Annotated in this window: 17 protein-coding genes; 2 read left to right on the forward strand and 15 right to left on the reverse strand. The window is 39.2% G+C overall.

Annotated features, from left to right (window positions below; all coding sequences use genetic code 11):
- Window positions 1–63 precede the first annotated feature (63 nt).
- Window positions 64–1,071, reverse strand: coding sequence for a rod shape-determining protein (locus tag AB3K24_RS06985; RefSeq protein ID WP_367974637.1), 1,008 nt, complete (start codon window positions 1,069–1,071; stop codon window positions 64–66).
- A gap of 101 nt (window positions 1,072–1,172) precedes the next feature.
- Window positions 1,173–1,346 (reverse strand): hypothetical protein, encoded by a 174-nt coding sequence (locus AB3K24_RS06990; protein WP_367974638.1) that lies wholly within the window; start codon window positions 1,344–1,346, stop codon window positions 1,173–1,175.
- 176 nt (window positions 1,347–1,522) lie between these two features.
- Between AB3K24_RS06990 and AB3K24_RS06995 the strand changes: the two genes are divergently transcribed.
- Both AB3K24_RS06995 and AB3K24_RS07000 read left to right on the forward strand, forming a co-directional pair.
- Window positions 1,523–3,586 (forward strand): ATP-dependent Clp protease ATP-binding subunit, encoded by a 2,064-nt coding sequence (locus AB3K24_RS06995; protein ID WP_367975598.1) that lies wholly within the window; start codon window positions 1,523–1,525, stop codon window positions 3,584–3,586.
- 135 nt (window positions 3,587–3,721) lie between these two features.
- A complete protein-coding gene (locus AB3K24_RS07000; RefSeq protein ID WP_367974640.1) occupies window positions 3,722–4,888 on the forward strand; it encodes a DUF2075 domain-containing protein in 1,167 nt (388 codons plus the stop codon).
- 107 nt (window positions 4,889–4,995) lie between these two features.
- Here the strand turns inward: AB3K24_RS07000 and AB3K24_RS07005 are convergent, their stop codons facing one another.
- The 13 genes from AB3K24_RS07005 to celB all read right to left on the reverse strand — a co-directional run bounded on the left by AB3K24_RS07005 (window position 4,996) and on the right by celB (window position 17,183).
- Window positions 4,996–5,508, reverse strand: a complete 513-nt coding sequence (locus AB3K24_RS07005) for a YiiX/YebB-like N1pC/P60 family cysteine hydrolase (RefSeq protein WP_367974642.1) — start codon at window positions 5,506–5,508, stop codon at window positions 4,996–4,998.
- Window positions 5,509–5,537: 29 nt separating this feature from the next.
- On the reverse strand, window positions 5,538–6,821 hold the full coding sequence (locus tag AB3K24_RS07010; protein WP_367974644.1) for an adenylosuccinate synthase: 1,284 nt from the start codon (window positions 6,819–6,821) through the stop codon (window positions 5,538–5,540).
- Window positions 6,822–7,119: 298 nt separating this feature from the next.
- A complete protein-coding gene (hisC, locus tag AB3K24_RS07015; RefSeq protein WP_367974646.1) occupies window positions 7,120–8,190 on the reverse strand; it encodes a histidinol-phosphate transaminase in 1,071 nt (356 codons plus the stop codon).
- The gene (hisE, locus tag AB3K24_RS07020; protein WP_367974648.1) at window positions 8,187–8,513 is read right to left on the reverse strand and encodes a phosphoribosyl-ATP diphosphatase; all 327 of its coding nucleotides are present in this window, start codon (window positions 8,511–8,513) and stop codon (window positions 8,187–8,189) included. Before hisE ends, hisC begins: the two co-directional genes overlap by 4 nt.
- Window positions 8,514–8,591: 78 nt before the next feature.
- Window positions 8,592–8,945 (reverse strand): phosphoribosyl-AMP cyclohydrolase, encoded by a 354-nt coding sequence (gene hisI / locus AB3K24_RS07025; protein WP_367974650.1) that lies wholly within the window; start codon window positions 8,943–8,945, stop codon window positions 8,592–8,594.
- Window positions 8,942–9,706 carry an imidazole glycerol phosphate synthase subunit HisF gene (gene hisF / locus AB3K24_RS07030; RefSeq protein ID WP_367974652.1) on the reverse strand — a complete coding sequence of 255 codons (765 nt, stop codon included), beginning with the start codon at window positions 9,704–9,706 and terminating at the stop codon, window positions 8,942–8,944. Before hisF ends, hisI begins: the two co-directional genes overlap by 4 nt.
- Window position 9,707: 1 nt before the next feature.
- A complete protein-coding gene (gene hisA, locus AB3K24_RS07035) occupies window positions 9,708–10,421 on the reverse strand; it encodes a 1-(5-phosphoribosyl)-5-[(5-phosphoribosylamino)methylideneamino]imidazole-4-carboxamide isomerase (protein ID WP_367974653.1) in 714 nt (237 codons plus the stop codon).
- Window positions 10,418–11,059, reverse strand: coding sequence for an imidazole glycerol phosphate synthase subunit HisH (gene hisH / locus AB3K24_RS07040; RefSeq protein WP_367974655.1), 642 nt, complete (start codon window positions 11,057–11,059; stop codon window positions 10,418–10,420). The genes hisA and hisH overlap by 4 nt, the downstream gene beginning before the upstream one ends.
- The gene (gene hisB, locus AB3K24_RS07045) at window positions 11,059–11,646 is read right to left on the reverse strand and encodes an imidazoleglycerol-phosphate dehydratase HisB (protein ID WP_367974656.1); all 588 of its coding nucleotides are present in this window, start codon (window positions 11,644–11,646) and stop codon (window positions 11,059–11,061) included. Before hisB ends, hisH begins: the two co-directional genes overlap by 1 nt.
- Before the next feature lie 55 nt (window positions 11,647–11,701).
- The gene (gene hisD / locus AB3K24_RS07050; RefSeq protein WP_367974657.1) at window positions 11,702–12,979 is read right to left on the reverse strand and encodes a histidinol dehydrogenase; all 1,278 of its coding nucleotides are present in this window, start codon (window positions 12,977–12,979) and stop codon (window positions 11,702–11,704) included.
- A gap of 10 nt (window positions 12,980–12,989) precedes the next feature.
- Window positions 12,990–14,594, reverse strand: a complete 1,605-nt coding sequence (gene hisG / locus AB3K24_RS07055) for an ATP phosphoribosyltransferase (protein ID WP_367974658.1) — start codon at window positions 14,592–14,594, stop codon at window positions 12,990–12,992.
- Between the two features lie 355 nt (window positions 14,595–14,949).
- Window positions 14,950–15,786: a histidinol-phosphatase HisJ gene (gene hisJ, locus AB3K24_RS07060; protein WP_367974659.1), complete on the reverse strand. Its 837-nt coding sequence runs from the start codon at window positions 15,784–15,786 to the stop codon at window positions 14,950–14,952.
- Between the two features lie 65 nt (window positions 15,787–15,851).
- A complete protein-coding gene (gene celB, locus AB3K24_RS07065; RefSeq protein WP_367975600.1) occupies window positions 15,852–17,183 on the reverse strand; it encodes a PTS cellobiose transporter subunit IIC in 1,332 nt (443 codons plus the stop codon).
- Window positions 17,184–17,190: the final 7 nt, after the last annotated feature.

The raw sequence follows: 17,190 nt of genomic DNA on the forward strand, positions 1-17,190 counted from the left end.
TTGTTTCAAAAATAAAAGCGTAGCGCAAGCGCTACGCTGGTGTTCATTTATCCTAATTTAATGTTAACTGTGTCGCATCACGTCAATAGATTTCAACGCTTCACCTGTACCAATAGCTACTGCATCAAGTGGCTCATTAGCAATTAAGACTGGCACCTTTGTTGCTTCTTGAATTATTTTATCCATATCACGAAGCATTGCCCCACCACCGGTTAAGACCATACCATGATCGATAACATCGGCAGCCAATTCAGGTTGCGTAGATTCTAATGTTTCACGAATTGCAACAACAATTTCTTGGACAGGCCCTTGAATAGACATAGCAACATCTTCAGCTGTGACATCAATTGTTTTCGGAAGGCCAGTCAACAAATCGCGACCACGTACCGATGCATTTGGTAATGTTCTTGCCAATTCTAATGAAGCGGCACCAATTTCAATTTTCAAACGTTCCGCAGTCGGTTCACCAATTGTCACATTATACTTATTACGTACAAAATTAGCAATTGCCTCATCTAGCTTATCACCGGCGATACGGATTGAACGACTGGATACGATACCACCTAATGAAATAGTCGCAACATCAGTTGTACCACCACCCATGTCTACAACCATGGAACCGGTCGGATCCATCACTGGTAATCCTGCACCAACAGCTGCAGCAAATGGTTCTTCAATCACATAGGCATCACGTGCGCCAGCGACACGAGCAGCATCAATCACAGCGCGACGCTCTACAGCTGTCACACCTGAAGGGACACCAATGGTAACATATGGCTTACCAATACGACCGCCCAATGCTTTTTGTAAATAATACCTGATCATTGCCACTGTCGTATCATAATCCGCAATCACGCCATCACGCATTGGTCGAATAGCTGCAATACTAGCAGGTGTCCTGCCAAGCATATCTTTAGCTTCAGAACCCACAGCGACTACTTCGTTTGTTTGCGTGTTTCGTGCGACAACAGACGGCTCGCGCAAGACAATACCACGTCCTTCAATATATACATATGTGTTGGCCGTACCAAGATCGATACCGACGTTTCGTTGTCCAAATGAAAATGCCACGATGTCTGCCCCTTTTGTGCTTTTTATTATCAAAAACTGTGCGCACTTTATATCATGTTTAACTTATAATATTGTAGCATAAAAATACGTTTCCTTGCCGACTAATTTGCACGAATATATTTAATGTTACCTTGTTTTCCTGCGACACCTCGAATACGATTTTGAGAAGGGAAATCTCGCCATATTTTTTGAAATGCTGGGAAAGTTTCTGGCGTAATGGCAATTTGATCAATTTTGCCATCACGTAAGTCGATTAGTAATTGTTCATAGTCCATTTAATCACCTCATCTAATAGTATACAATATTTCTTTTTAGCACTCAAAACAAAAGAGTGCTAATTTTAATTGCAATTTAATGTTAAGGTGTTATACTAATGTCATATTACTATAGAAAGGAAATGTATCTGCGCATTAATGGCTTGGTTATTACTACGCTGATACGACTGAATATTATGGCAGCACAAGACCCCTTTGGATTTGGCAATATCAATTTTGATGAGATGATGCGGGCAATGAACGACCAAATGCAATCTGCACAACCGGACAATCAAAATAACATTAACCAACAACAGAATAAAAAAGATAAAACAAAAAAAAGACCAACCTTACTAGAAGAATATGGTATTAACCTCACCCAACAAGCGCGTGAAGGTAAACTCGATCCAGTGATTGGTCGTGATTTAGAGGTTGCTCGTACGATTGAAATACTTAATCGCCGCACCAAAAATAACCCTGTTCTCATCGGTGAACCTGGCGTAGGTAAAACAGCTGTCGTCGAAGGTTTGGCACAAGCAATTGTTGCTAATAAAGTACCTGAAAAACTACGTTCTAAAGACGTCATTCGTTTAGCTATGTCTGCCATGGTACAAGGTACTGCTATGCGTGGACAATTTGAAGCCCGTATGCGGCAATTAATGAAAGAAGTAGCCGACAACGACGATGTGATTTTGTTTATTGATGAAGTGCATGAAATTATGGGTGCTGGTAATGCAGAAGGCGGCATGGATGCCGGTAATATCTTAAAACCTGCCCTAGCCCGTGGCGAATTCCAACTCATCGGCGCAACGACATTAAATGAATACCGTAAAATAGAAAAAGATGGTGCTATTGCACGTCGTTTCCAACCCGTTCAAATTTCAGAACCATCAAAAGAAGCAACAATCAAAATATTACAAGGTATCCAACAACGCTATGAAGCTTATCATCATGTTGCGTTTACCGATGAAGCTATTGCTGCTGCCGTTGAATTATCGGATCGCTATGTTCCTGAACGTTTTTTGCCAGACAAAGCGATTGATTTAATTGATGAGGCTGGCTCTCGTAAAAATTTGACTATGACAATTGCCGATCCAAAAGCCATTCAATCAAAAATAGATGCTGCCGATCAACTGAAACAAGATGCAATTGATAAAGAAGATTTTGAGAAAGCAAGTTACTGGCGTGATCAAACCAATCAGCTCGAATCTCAAAAGGCTCAAGTTGAAGCACATCCAGAAATGTTCAAACCACAAACTATCACCGAAAAAGATATTCTACAAATCATTGAAGATAAAACAGATATACCCGTCGGCGATTTAAAGGATAACGAAGCCAACCAATTGCAAGAATTAGACAAGCAATTGTCTCAACATGTTATCGGACAAGATCTTGCGGTTCAAACAGTTGCTAAAGCCCTTCGCCGCAATCGTATTGGTTTAACAAAATCCGGCCGGCCGATTGGTTCATTCTTATTTGTTGGCCCCACCGGTGTTGGAAAAACTGAATTAGCTAAACAACTCTCACAAGAGATGTTTGGCAGTAAAGAAGCCCTGATTCGTTTCGACATGTCTGAATACATGGAAAAACATGCAGTTTCTAAAATGATTGGTGCCCCCGCTGGCTATGTTGGTTATGAAGAAGCCGGTCAGTTAACTGAACAAGTACGTCGCCATCCTTATTCACTCATCTTAATTGATGAAATTGAGAAAGCACATCCTGATGTCATGAACATGTTCTTGCAAATTTTGGACGATGGTCGTTTGACCGATGCGCAGGGTCACGTTGTCAGCTTCAAAGACACCGTTATTATCATGACATCAAATGCTGGCTCAACTGACACCGGCAATGCCCCAATGGGATTTAACCAATTAGATGCACAAAATAAATTATTACAACGTTTAGAAAATTATTTCCGACCTGAATTTTTAAATCGTTTTGACGACATTATTGAATTTGAACAACTTTCAAAAACGCATCTTGTAACAATTATCGATCTCATGTTAGCAGACATGAACAATAATTTAGCTGATAATAATTTACATATCAGTGTCAGTGACGCAGCAAAATCTAAGTTAGTAGCTCTGGGCTACAACCCTGCGCTTGGTGCGCGACCATTACGCCGTGTGTTGCAAGATAAGATTGCAGACCACTTAGCTGACTATTATCTTGCACACCCCGAAGTGACTGACCTCTATGCAGATATTGATGTCGCTACAGACGATATTATTATTTCAGAAAAAGAATATATTAAAGCATAAAAGTGACTCTTAACTCACAATAAAATAAACTTTTTAGGCAGTAGCTTACCATTAAACGCTTGGTGAGCTACTTTTTAATTTAGCCGACAGATGTATAACATTATAGTATAATAATTATTAATGAGGTGATGACTAATGAACGACATTCTAAAAGAGCAATTCTTAATTAACAAGCTATCTGATGACCAGCAAAGTGTCATCGCTAACATGAATACTTATATTAATGACAGTATCGCAAATAAGCAACATGCTGTCGCCATTATCCAAGGCGCTGCAGGCACTGGTAAATCTGTTGTTCTAATGCAACTTGTCCAGCAATATATGACAGACAAACACTATAAAACAGCCTTAGTCGTCAACCATCCAGAACTTTATAAAGCCTATCAAGATATGGCTGCCGATGTTCCTGGACTCAACCCCCGTAACATTCGCCGACCAACTGCACTCATTAATGAGGCACAAAAAAATAATCATAACTACGATGTCATTTTTGTTGATGAAGCCCACTTATTATACTCAAAATCTGAACCCTATGCCCACTATCGTGGTGAAAATCAACTCACTGACTTGATGAGTTTAGCCAAAATAGTGGTCGTTGTTTACGATTTTAATCAAGTTTTTCAATCAAAAATGTATTGGTCACAAAAATTACTATTAGATACAATTGGAAAACATCCTTATCGACAGTTTAATATGACCTTTCAATATCGCATGATTGCCAGCGATGCACAAGTCGATTGGCTAGACAATTTAACTGCCCAAAAAGCCATTACACCGTTCCCTGATAATAGTCAATTTGAATTTAAAGTCTTTTCGACTGCCGGTGCGCTTTATGAGAAAATAAAATCTCAGAATCAAGAATTTGGCTTAAGCCGTGTCGTTGCAACATCTGGATTTCCGAGAATTTCTGGTCGACATAATGTTGAAATGGATTCTTTCTCTTTACCTTGGGATGAATGGGATCCGCAACGAACGCACTGGGCTAAAAGAGAATCATCTATCACACAGGTTGGCACAATTTATACGTTACAGGGTTTCGATTTAAATTATGTTGGCATGATTATTGGACCATCCTTTGGTTATGATGCCAAAACAGACAGCATGACGATTATCCCAGAAAAATACTCGCACAAAGAAATTTTTAAGAAGCGAAAAGATTTACAATTTACGCCAGCTCAATACCAAGATTTCATCGCTAACGTGTTGAATGTGTTAATCAAACGCGGTAAATACGGTCTCTATTTAACAGCTTATGATGATGTCTTGCGTGAACGACTATTGAACTTACAGCGTAACAATTAATCATCTGTAACTTGGATTTTCATCACATATGACCACCAAAAAAACGCATGATATGACGTGAAGTTCACTGCATATCATGCGTTTTTTATAAATCAAAGTATTAGTGCTTATATTTTACCGATTAATTGCAAATCATCTGACGTTGCCATTTTGTTAGGGTTTGTTCCTAGTTGATTTAATGGTACATCAACACCTAGTTTTAAATAATAATCGGACCAGAATTGTGATATTTCCTGTTCACCATCACCAAACTGCATAGGTTCTTCATCAAAATCAATCACACCTTCAAATGCAGACGCGACTAGCTGGGAGCAATAAACCCCTGGATCATTTTTATAAAACGAAAAATTATAAGGTCGATGTTCAAATTGTTGCGCACGTTGCACAATATTCGTGACATTTTCAACCATTGGTCGATAGACGTCCACATGATTAGATTCATCTAAGAATACAGCTAATGATTGCGTGACAACGCCATAGCGTGGACTGGCATGAATCACATACTCACTATCAATAGCAATCCCAACATGCACATAATCACCAGTTGATGCAGCAATTGCTTCATCCATATCATGATGTTGATTGGGAACAAAAAGCAAATCGGCAGTTTGTATTTCCATGTCTCTATTTTATCCCCTATACTGACAATTTATTGCCAAACTTCACTCAAAAGATGCGTCTCTTCCGGCTTTGGCCCAACGGCAAAACTTAATAATTCGACTTCCAGCAATTCTGAGATACGTTTTAAATAGTTTTGAGCATTAATTGGTAAGGCATCAAAAGACGTCACTTTGGTAATATCTTCATCCCAACCCGGGAGGGTCTCACAATTAATATCTAACCCATCAAACCAAGTATCTGACGCTGGAAAATGATGAATTTCTTCACCCTTATACGTATATGATGTTGCAATTTTCAATTCTTTCAAGCCAGACAACACGTCTAAAGAATTAATTGCCAATTTAGTCAAACCAGAGACTTGAACCGCATGACGTAATGCCACAGCATCTAGCCAGCCAATACGTCGTGGCCGTTTTGTCACAACCCCATATTCATGCCCAACTTCACGAATATGATCCGCGATATCATCATGTAACTCCGTTGGAAAGGGACCTTCACCAACACGTGATGTATAAGCCTTAATCACACCGACAACATCTTGTATTTGTTTTGGTCCAACACCGGCACCGTTCATCACACCACCAGCCGTTGGGTTTGAACTTGTTACATAGGGATATGTACCATGATCGACATCCAACATGATGCCTTGTGCCCCTTCAAATACAACACGCTTTTTATCAGCCATTAATTGCCCTAACAAATAAGAAGTATCTGTCACATAAGGCGCTAATAAACGGCCATATTCAACATAAGTATTGTAAATATCGTCATAACTTAGTGCTTCTTCACCATACAATTTTGTCAATTGATCATTTTTAAATGGTAAATATTCTTTAAGCAGTTTTGAAAAAACCTCTGGATCAATTAAATCAGCTACACGAATACCCACACGAGAAATTTTATCTGTATAAGCTGGACCAATACCTTTTTTAGTCGTGCCAATCCGGTTGTTCGACGCTGATTCAGCTGCCTTATCAAGTGCAATATGATATGGCATAATGACATGCGCACGATTAGAGATTCGTAAGTTTTCAATCGTAATACCTTTGGATTCAACTTTAGCGATTTCTGCAAGCAAGGCTTCAGGATTGACAACAACGCCATTACCTAAAATAGCCAGCTGACCCTTTGTCAAAATACCGGAAGGCAAAGCTGACAATTCAAACTTTGTATCACCATGCCAAATAGTATGACCGGCGTTATTTCCACCTTGATATCGGACAACTGCATCTGCATTTTCCGAAAAAAAGTCAACTATCTTTCCTTTACCTTCATCGCCCCACTGTGAACCGACAACAATTACACCAGACATATTTTTCTCCTAATACATCCACAGCTGCTTTCAGACGGGATAGGTTTATCGGAGAAAGTCCTGCGATTCAAAAAATCAACACTGGCCTGTTTGCACCTATCCGTGAGTGTCCCTCTGTGGGTATACATTTTATTTTTAGCAAAAGACGAACATTATGAATAGAAACGTCTTTTACTTATTTATTTTACCATACTATAAAGTAGTTAGATAGCATAAAATAATCAAAATGTTATTATTCGTCACTAACGCGTACAATATCACACTCAAAATAAAAAGGACATCATCGTCCTTTAGGTCACTATTTTGTACTGGTTAAAATGGCTGCTCGCATACCAGCGTTATCTTCTGCTGTGCCTAATGCGATACGAATCCACTCTGAATTTAAGTGATCATTGACTTGATATCCCTGTGACAATAGATATTCGCCGACTTTTTTTGTATCACCAACTTTAACCCAGATAAAATTCGTTTCTGACTCATAGAAATTCAAGTTATTGTCACGTAAAAACGTTTGAAACAGCTTTCTTTCGGCTTGCGTTTTAGCGACCACTTGACTTAAGTAAGCTTGATCTTCAATCGCTGCTGTACCACCAACAATTTGATAAGTATTTAAATTATAAGGTAACCGAACTGCCTGCATGACACCATACAATGGTTCTTGCATAATACCGTAACCAACCCGTAAGTTTGCCAAACCATAGGCTTTTGATAAGGTACGTAACACAACAAGGTTACTATAATGTTTAACATCTTGAGCAACCGTTGCATCCGGTTGCGCCACAAAATCATAATACGCTTCATCAACGACTAATGTCACGGTTTTTGGTAACTTTTCCAAGAAAGCCAAAATAGCTGCCCGCTTTTCAAATACACCCGTTGGATTATTGGGATTAGCAAGCCACACCATTGCAGTGTTGTCGTCAACTGCTGAAAACATAGCTTCAAAATCAATTTGACCAGTTGTAGGCTTCACTGGTATTTTTTTTGCATCAGCTTGCTCAATTTGTGCATGCATCGCATATTCACCAAATGTTGGATCAGGGACAATAATATTTGATCCTGGCGTTAATACAGTCCGTGTCAGTAATTGAATCAATTCGTCAGCACCAACACCAAACACCAAGCTTTCAGGATCAACTTGATCATGTTTTGCAACTGCTTCACGCAATGTTGTTGCTTGGCCATCAGGATAGTATCCCAAAATATCATCAGCTGTTGCTTTAATTGCCTTAGCTACTTTTGGTGAGGGTCCGTAAACGGATTCATTAGCTGACAAACGTGCTAAATGTGATAAGCCATATTTAGCTTTAACCACTTCAGCTGGTAACTCCGCCTGATAGGCCTTCATATTTTTAATTGATTCCTTCATTTTTTAACTCTCCAATCTTCTCGCTCGTGCAGACGTGATTTTTGACCGTCACGAGAACCAAGTTCGTTTTTGATGTCATCAAGTGAGACACCCTTTTCAACTAATAATACCATTAAATGAAACAATAAATCAGCAGTTTCATAAATTAGTTCATCGTTCGTGTTTTTTGCGCCAATAATCACTTCTGTTGTCTCTTCACCAATTTTTTTAAGAATTTTATCCAACCCTTTCGTGTAAAGATAATTTGTATATGAGCTTTCTTCTGGTGTTTTTTTACGATCCAGGACTTGTTCATAAAGTGATTCGATGGTTTGTTGCGTCATATTTTTTCTCCTTTAAGAACGATTTAATTGCTTATCCAGCTGAAAAATAACCAGTTGTCCTTGATTTGGTAGCAGCGTTTAGTTATTGTTCTTCAAATTACTGTCAATCACAGGATTAAAAAAGCATGAATACGCACCTGTGTGACAGGCTGGTCCATTTGATATTACTTGAATAAGCAAGGTATCTGAATCACAATCCAAAGTCATAGATACAACTTGCTGTGTATGACCACTAGTTGCCCCTTTGTGCCATAATTCAGCGCGTTCTCGTGACCAAAACCATGTCTCACCTGTAGATTTTGTCAAGGCATAACTTGCTTCATTCATATACGCTAACATCAACACAGCCCCAGTTGTGCCGTCAGTTATAATGGCCGGTATCAGATTGTTTTGATAAGGCTTATTAAAATTAGGTGTTTTCTCTACTGTCATGATCTTATAACCAGTCCTTCACGCTGTAAATGTTGCTTTAAATCAGGTATTGTTATGTTGCCATAATGAAATACAGATGCAGCTAACGCAGCATCAACATGTCCTGCTTTAAATACAGCAGCAAAGTCAGATAGTTTACCAGCACCACCACTAGCAACAATTGGGACATTAACTGCTTGATTAAGTGCTTGGTACAATGCGATATCGTACCCATTTTTAGTACCATCGGTATCCATACTTGTCACTAATAATTCTCCAGCACCATAGTCTACCATTTTTTGTGCCCAACTAATTGTCTCTAAATTTGTCGCTTTGGTACCACCAGAAACATAAACCCGATGCTTCTGCAATTTTTCATCCCATTTTGAATCAATGGCCCCAACAATGGCTTGTGAACCAAACAATTCTGCCCCTTGTCGCATAAGTTCAGGATTGGCAACAGCAGCTGAGTTCAAAAATACCTTGTCGGCTCCCGCTTGAATAATGTCACGTATACTTGCTAAATCAGTCACACCACCACCGGCCGTTAATGGAATGAAAACTGCAGATGACACACGCGTAATCATGTCTATCATCGTAGATCGCCCTTCTAAGGTTGCAGAAATATCTAAAAAGACCAGTTCATCTGCACCAGCATTTTGATAAGCAATTGCCGTATCAACTGGATCACCAACATCTTGTAAATTAAGAAAGTTAATGCCTTTCACAACACGGCCGTTTTTAACATCAAGTGCTGGTACAATACGTTTTGCTAACGCCATATTACCCCTCCAATTCGGCTAACTGTTTCAATGAGATGTTGCCTGACGCCAAAGCCTTGCCAACAATAATATCTTGTATGCCTACCTGATGTAAAACTTCCAAATCACTTATTTGCGCGATGCCACCACTAGCGATAATATTAGCCGCTGCAAAACTTTTCTGCAACTCAGCTAATAAAGCAACATTTGGCCCTTGAAGCGTGCCGTCACGAGCCACATCAGTGACAATAAAGTGTTTGACGCCAATGGTTGTCATGGCGGACAATAGCGTTTCAAAGTTGACATCCGATTGTTCAAGCCATCCTTCTGTCGCAACTTTACCATTTTTGCCATCGACACCCACAGCAATCAATCCACCATATTTTTGGACTGCTTGTTGCACCAAAGTAGGATTTTTTAATGCGATTGAACCGAGAATAACACGATCTACTCCCAAATTTTGATACTGTTCAATTTGCGCCATTGTTCGAATACCACCACCAACTTCTATAAAACCAGTAAAATTTTGACGTATGGCAATGATCGTCTTCAAGTTAGCTGCCAAACCTGATTTTGCGCCATCTAAATCAACAACATGCAAAGCTTCTAGGCCCGATTCATTAATTTTTTTTGCTTGCGCAATAGGATCTAAGTTAACCACTGTGACAGCATTGTAATTACCTTTTAACAAGCGTACTGATTGACCATCAAGTAGATCAATTGCAGGTAATATCATACGATCACCGTCTTTTCTGACACCAAATCTGCAAAAGCTCGCCAGACACGCAAACCGACTTCGCCCGATTTTTCGGGGTGGAATTGTGCGCCAATAATGTTGTCCTTGATAACAATGCTTGGCACCTGAACACCATAATCGACACTAGCAGCAATATATTTAGCGTCTGTTTTAACATAATATGAATGTACGAAATACGTGTACTCGTCTTTAATACCTTGTGTTAAGGTATTTTCAATCGCAACGTTGTTTTGATTCCACCCCATTTGTGGCACTTTAAAACCAGTATTTCGTGGTAACGTCACTACTTCACCTGGAATTAGTCCGAATCCTTTTGTTTCACCAAATTCTGTTGATGAGTCAAATAACAACTGCATCCCTAGACAAACACCAAGAATGGGTATCTTATTATTTGCAGCTTCTTGAATCGGTTCTACAAGTTCGGTCGCATTAATTTTGTCCATAGCCGCTTTATACGCACCAACACCAGGAATAACAATGCCATCTGCGGATAAAATTTCGGCAGGATCTTTTGTGAGTTTTGCCGGTAACCCAACATAATCTATCGCCTTCATGACATTGCGAATGTTGCCAGCACCGTAATCAATCACTGCAATAAACGGATTTTCTTTTGACATTAAATCACTCCTTTGGTTGAATTAACCCCTTTGATTTCGGGATTAATCGTTACAGCTTGACGCATCGCACGCCCCATTGCTTTGAAGATGCTCTCAATTTTATGATGTGTATTACGACCATAAAGTACTTCAATGTGCACGTTAGCATGTGCTTGATCAGCAAATCCTTGCCAAAAATCTTCAACCACTTCTGTTTCAAATGTACCTAACACAGGCGTTGTTAGTTCAGCCACAAAAACTAAGTAGGCACGACCAGATAAATCAACTACCGCGCGCGACAAGGTTTCATCCATTGGTACGAATTGTGCGCCATAGCGGTCAATGCCAGTTTTGTCACCCAATGCTTGTGTAAACGCTTCACCTAAGGCAATACCGATATCTTCAGTTGTGTGATGTGAATCAACAGTCAAATCACCAGTAACTTTTACTTGCAAACCAAACCGTCCGTGTTTAGCAAACAAGGTCAGCATGTGGTCAACATAACCAATACCAGTATCTACTGAAATTGGTGACTGTTCATCAATAGTTAACGTTAAAGTAATTTGTGTTTCCAATGTGTTTCTTATGATATTTGCTACTCTTGGCATCTTGAGTTTATCCCTTTCTAATATGTGCAGCGCTATTCTTTTAAGATAAGACATTTTATGATTGACGAACTTCAATTGCGCGAGCGTGTCCTGCCAAACCTTCTTCACGTGCTAACACTGTGACATCATCGGCATCATCCAGTAACGCATCTTGTGAGTAGGACAAATATTGAATACGCTTTTGAAAATCCCAGACACCTAGTGCGGAGCTAAAACGCGCTGTGCCACCAGTGGGCAAAATATGATTCGGCCCTGCCAGATAATCGCCTAGTGGTTCAGAAGCATATTTGCCTAAGAACACGGAACCAGCATTTTGTATTTTATCGATGTAATCATAAGCATTTTCAAGTTGAATTTCTAAATGTTCTGGTGCCACTGCGTTCATTAAATCAATCATGTCATCAATTGTCTCAACCAAATAAATGAACCCATTATTATCAATTGCGTCACGCGCAATGTCTTCCCTTGGTAGTGTTTTTAACTGTACGTTCACCTCATCAGAAACCGCTTGCGCTAATTTTTCTGAGTTGGTAATTAAAATTGCACGCGCATTTTTATCATGCTCAGCCTGCGATAACAAATCAGCGGCGATGTCTTTAGCTCTCGCAGAGTCATCGGCTAAAATACCAATTTCTGATGGTCCAGCAATCATATCAATAGCAACTTGGCCATAAACAGCGCGCTTAGCCGTGGCAACATAGGCATTTCCTGGCCCTGTAATTTTATCTACTTGTGGTATTGATTCAGTGCCATAAGCTAACGCTGCAATTGCTTGTGCGCCACCAACTTGATAAATACTATCAATGCCGGCAATTCGTGCTGCTGCTAACACAGCATCATTTAACCCCTCTTTTTGTGGTGGTGTCACCATAATAATATGTTGAACACCGGCAATTTTTGCTGGTAACGCATTCATCAAGACAGATGATGGATATGCTGCTGTACCACCTGGTACATAAATTCCTACTGCTGACAATGGGGTTATTTTTGTTCCTCGTATCACACCCGGTCGTGGCGAATCTTCAAAGGCCTGTTGTATTTCTAATTGATGAAATGACCGAATATTTGCAGCCGCTTTTTCTAATGCTTTAATCACTTCAGGCGCAACGTTTTTCACTGCTAAATCAATTTGTGCTGCGCTTACTTTTAATTCATTTAGTGTGACACCATCAAATTCCTGAGCGTATGCTTTCAAGGCAGCATCGCCTTTTTCTCGTACAGTTGCAATAATGTTTTCAACCCGTGACGCAACAATTGGATCGATCGTTTTAGATGTTTGCTGACGTATGCGTGTTTTGATTTGATCAATTGACTCATTTTTAATAATTTGCATCATTTTTTCCTTACTTTCGCTGGTCTAGTAACATGATAAGATTTTCAATAACTTGTTTTAATTCTGATTGAAATTGCAATAAAGCGCCTGGCCGCACGAGTAAATGTGTTGCTACTTCACCAACTGTGTCGTAGATAACCAGATTATTTTCACGTAACGTGTCGCCTGTTTGCGTAATATCAATAATAGCGTCTGACAAGCCAGTTAATGGCCCCAACTCAACCGAACCTGATAATTTAACTAATTCAACATCCTCGCCATGTTGTGAAAAATAACGACTGGCTGTTTTAGGATACTTAGTTGCAATACGTTTGCGCTGTATGTCATTAAGTTTAAAATTTTGACGCGCTGCTAACACAAACGTGGCTTGTCCTGTTTGTAGATTCAAGACGTCGTAATGATTTTGAATTTGTTCAGCAATCGTATCTGACCCTACAATGCCAACATCCCCAATACCACGATCAAGATACTTCACAACATCATCTGGTTTCACCAAGATAAAGCGATAAATACCATCTGGACTATCAAATACTAACTTTCGGTCTGGATTTTCTAATGGTGTTGTGTCAATCCCTGCCGCCTTTAGTAACGGTCGTGTATCTTGTTCGACACGGCCTTTGGCCAGCACAACAACAATGGGTTCAACAGGATTATGATCCGCCGCTTCACGTCGCCATTCAGCCATAATTGTATCAATATTGAAACCCATGCCAACTGCAGGTAAACTTTCTGTTTGAAAACTTTCTAACAGACGATCATACCGACCACCACTGAAAAGATAACGCCCCAGACTGGGTACAAAGCCACGTATGATTGTTCCCGTATAATAAGGTTGTGGTGATGCCGATGCAAGATCAACCGTAACAGCGACATCTGGATAGCGTTCATGAATGAAAGCAGCTAATTGTAACCAACGATCAACAAGGTCATTTACTTCTGGTAAACCTTGTAACTGCCACATCACAGTTTCCCCAGCTTCACCAAAAGCCAAGGGCCATTTTTTTAAGTGTGTCGGAAAGTTTTTTATTGTCATTCGAACTTTCTCAAAAGCCGTCATGTTTTTACTTTCAATTGCTTGCTTAAGTGATATTTGCTGTTCACTTGATATATCTAGCGTGCCTAATACACGATCGATTAATCTTGTATCGCTAATCACAACTTGCACATCGGCAATCTCAAATTGTTGCGCAAAATCTAGCATAATGTCCAATGCCTGCATTTCAGCATCGAAACTAGCATCACCAATTAGTTCAATGCCTGCCTGTGTCTCTTGATTATATTCTCCCGATAAATAATCAGTACGTCGAAAAACATCACCAATATAGTAAAATTTTTGAACATGTGCTTGTTGTGATTTAGATGCTAAAAACCTTGCAACAGGTAATGTTAAATCTGGTCGCAAAACTAGATTCTCACCAATTTGATCACGTAGATGAACTACATTATCATATTGATATTGTTCAAAAACACTTTCTCGCTCAATCAGTGGCGTATTAATGGCCACAAACGCTTTTTTATTTAATGTCTTGCTAATCAAATGCGTTATTTGTTGTTTTTGTACCAAAGCTTCGCCAAATTCATCATGAGAACCAGCTGCTAAGATTTTATCGCTCATCAATTTCTCCTCATTATAATATTTTTCCAATAAAAAACGTCCTTGCAAACTATAAGCATAGTTTGCAAGGACGTTTTCGCGTGTTCCCACCTTGATTTTAGATAAACTTACGTCTATCTACTCATTAACCCATTAAAACAGGTATACTCGGTATCGGGAGTTTCCGAAATGACTTATGATCATTTCGCTCGTCGGTGTGTTTCATTAAATACGTAGGCGCTCATCTCAATGCGTTAGCTTAAGCACTTCCTGTACAACGTGATTTTAATTACTCTTTCGACTTCAGCGATTATTTATTAGATTAAACTAATCATACACCCATAATATTATATGTCAATGATTATTTTAAACTTATTTAAATATCAGATACAGCAGCATCGTAAAATTGACCTACATCACTAACTTTGTGTGCATCAGACCCATAAACAAATGTCATTCCCAAATGACTTGCTCTTCTGACAATATCAAGCGTTGGATAAGTTTCTCCGTTATATGGTTTGCTGAGTCCGGCCGTATTAAAATCAAGTTGAAAATGGTTATCCTTAATTTGTCTTAACAAATCATCAATGCGTAATTGGTTATCGTCATCGAATTTTGGCAAATTAAAATATTTTTGGTATTTTCGAATTAATGTTATATGCCCAATTCTAATCACAAAATCATGTGGCAAAGTTGCCGCAAAACGGACACTTTTTTGGAGTATTTTAAAATAATTTTCAAAAACAACCTGTGGTAAATTTTCAATCTCCGGAAAATATTTAGCTAATGTATCGGGATCAAAATCAATTGGTGCAACCAAGCCATCTTGCGTGGGCAAGAAATGAACCGATATCACTAACTCATCTAACCAATCCGCTTGCATGATTATAAATTGGCGTAACTCTGTTTCATAATCCGCTAAATAATCAAGCTCAAAACCGCTTTTAATTTGGATGTGATCAGCATATTTTATCTGAACACGCTTGACTTCTTTTTGATACGCTGCAAGCTCCGTCGCCAGCATCGCTGAACCATCATGTGCTTCACGTGGTCCTGTAAAATGATTTAAAAACGTCATTGGTAAAGGTGCGTGTTCTGTGACTACATATTCTGTAAACCCGAGTGAAATTGCGCGTTCGATATAATCATCTAGGGGTTCATTAGATCCATGATGTGAAAATCGTGTATGCGTATGACCATCTTTTTTAATCATCGTTGTTTCTCCCTCAAAACATTGTAACAAAGAAAACAAAACTATGGTCATACAACGACTTCATTTTAAACTTCCGTTGGCGTTCCCTGTTCATCATGATACAATTTTGTGTCATATATTTTGATGAATGGTAGGTAAATTAGAAAGGCAATGATGACACAAAGTATTGCTAATACTGATGCGCGCCAATCAACCGTACTAATGAAAGCACCGATTCCAGCTGGAGAAGGCCATGGTGCCTGAATAACAATAGGTCGAATAAAGTGAAAATTAATTGCCGCATAAGCAACTGACGCTGTTGCCATTGGTGCTAAGAAAAACGGAATAGCCAAGTATGGATTATACACAATTGGCAGCCCAAAGATCAGTGGTTCATTAATATTAAATAATGACGGCACAATTGAAGCACGACCTAGTACTTTCAATTGCTCTGAACGTGCTAGCAAGGCAATAAATATACACAAACCTAATGTTGCCCCTGATCCACCCAAAATTGCAAAGGAATTATTGAATTCACCAGCAAAGGGAATATTTGCACCATTCGCATTTGATACCATATTCGCTAGGAAAATAGGTGTAATGAAAGCCGAAATAATGTTGGCGCCATGAATACCAACAATCCATAATGCATGGATCAAGAATTCAATAACCATAATACCTAGCCAAGTACTTGTCATGCTCGTGACAAAGCTAAATGGTATGGCAATCATTTTAAAGATATCAGTTCCGAGCATGACCAACCCACCGTTAATGGCTAACACCACAAAGGCAATAACAAAGGTCGGAATTAAGGCTGTAAAGGACCGTGATACACCTTCAGGTACAGCCTCTGGCATTTTGATAGTCCAGTTATGCTTCACACAGAAAGTATATAACCAAACGGCTAAAATGGCCATAATAATCGCTGTAAAAATACCACTTGTGCCAATTCTATCAATGGTACTTGTCATTCTAAACCCGTTGACAACTGTTTCATTTTTAGTAATAGTATTTAACAACACAATTTTGCCACCACGCATCACCAATTCAGGTAAACACATGAAGAAGGCAAATAGTGACAAGAACGCACCATTTAGCGGCGCCACTTTTAATTTATCTTCTGTCTGAATAATACGTGTGAGTTCAAAGCCAATAGCTAAACTGAAATACATCGCCAAAATACCCATAGTTGCCGTATTAGCAATCATATAGAGATCACTAAATTTGAAGAAGGTGGCATTAAAGAAATCAGTCATAAAGGGAAATACAGTCGGTAATATATTTAAAACTAATATCATAGATCCGACAATCGTAAACGGAATGGAAGCCATCCCTGCCGCCATAATTGCACGTACAATTCTATATTGCGCTACTTTGGTCATTGGCTTTAGTAGCACTTTTTGTAAGATATTAAACAAACGTCCA

It is taken from the genome of Leuconostoc aquikimchii (assembly GCF_040838325.1).
Classification (GTDB): Bacteria; Bacillota; Bacilli; order Lactobacillales; family Lactobacillaceae; genus Leuconostoc; species Leuconostoc aquikimchii.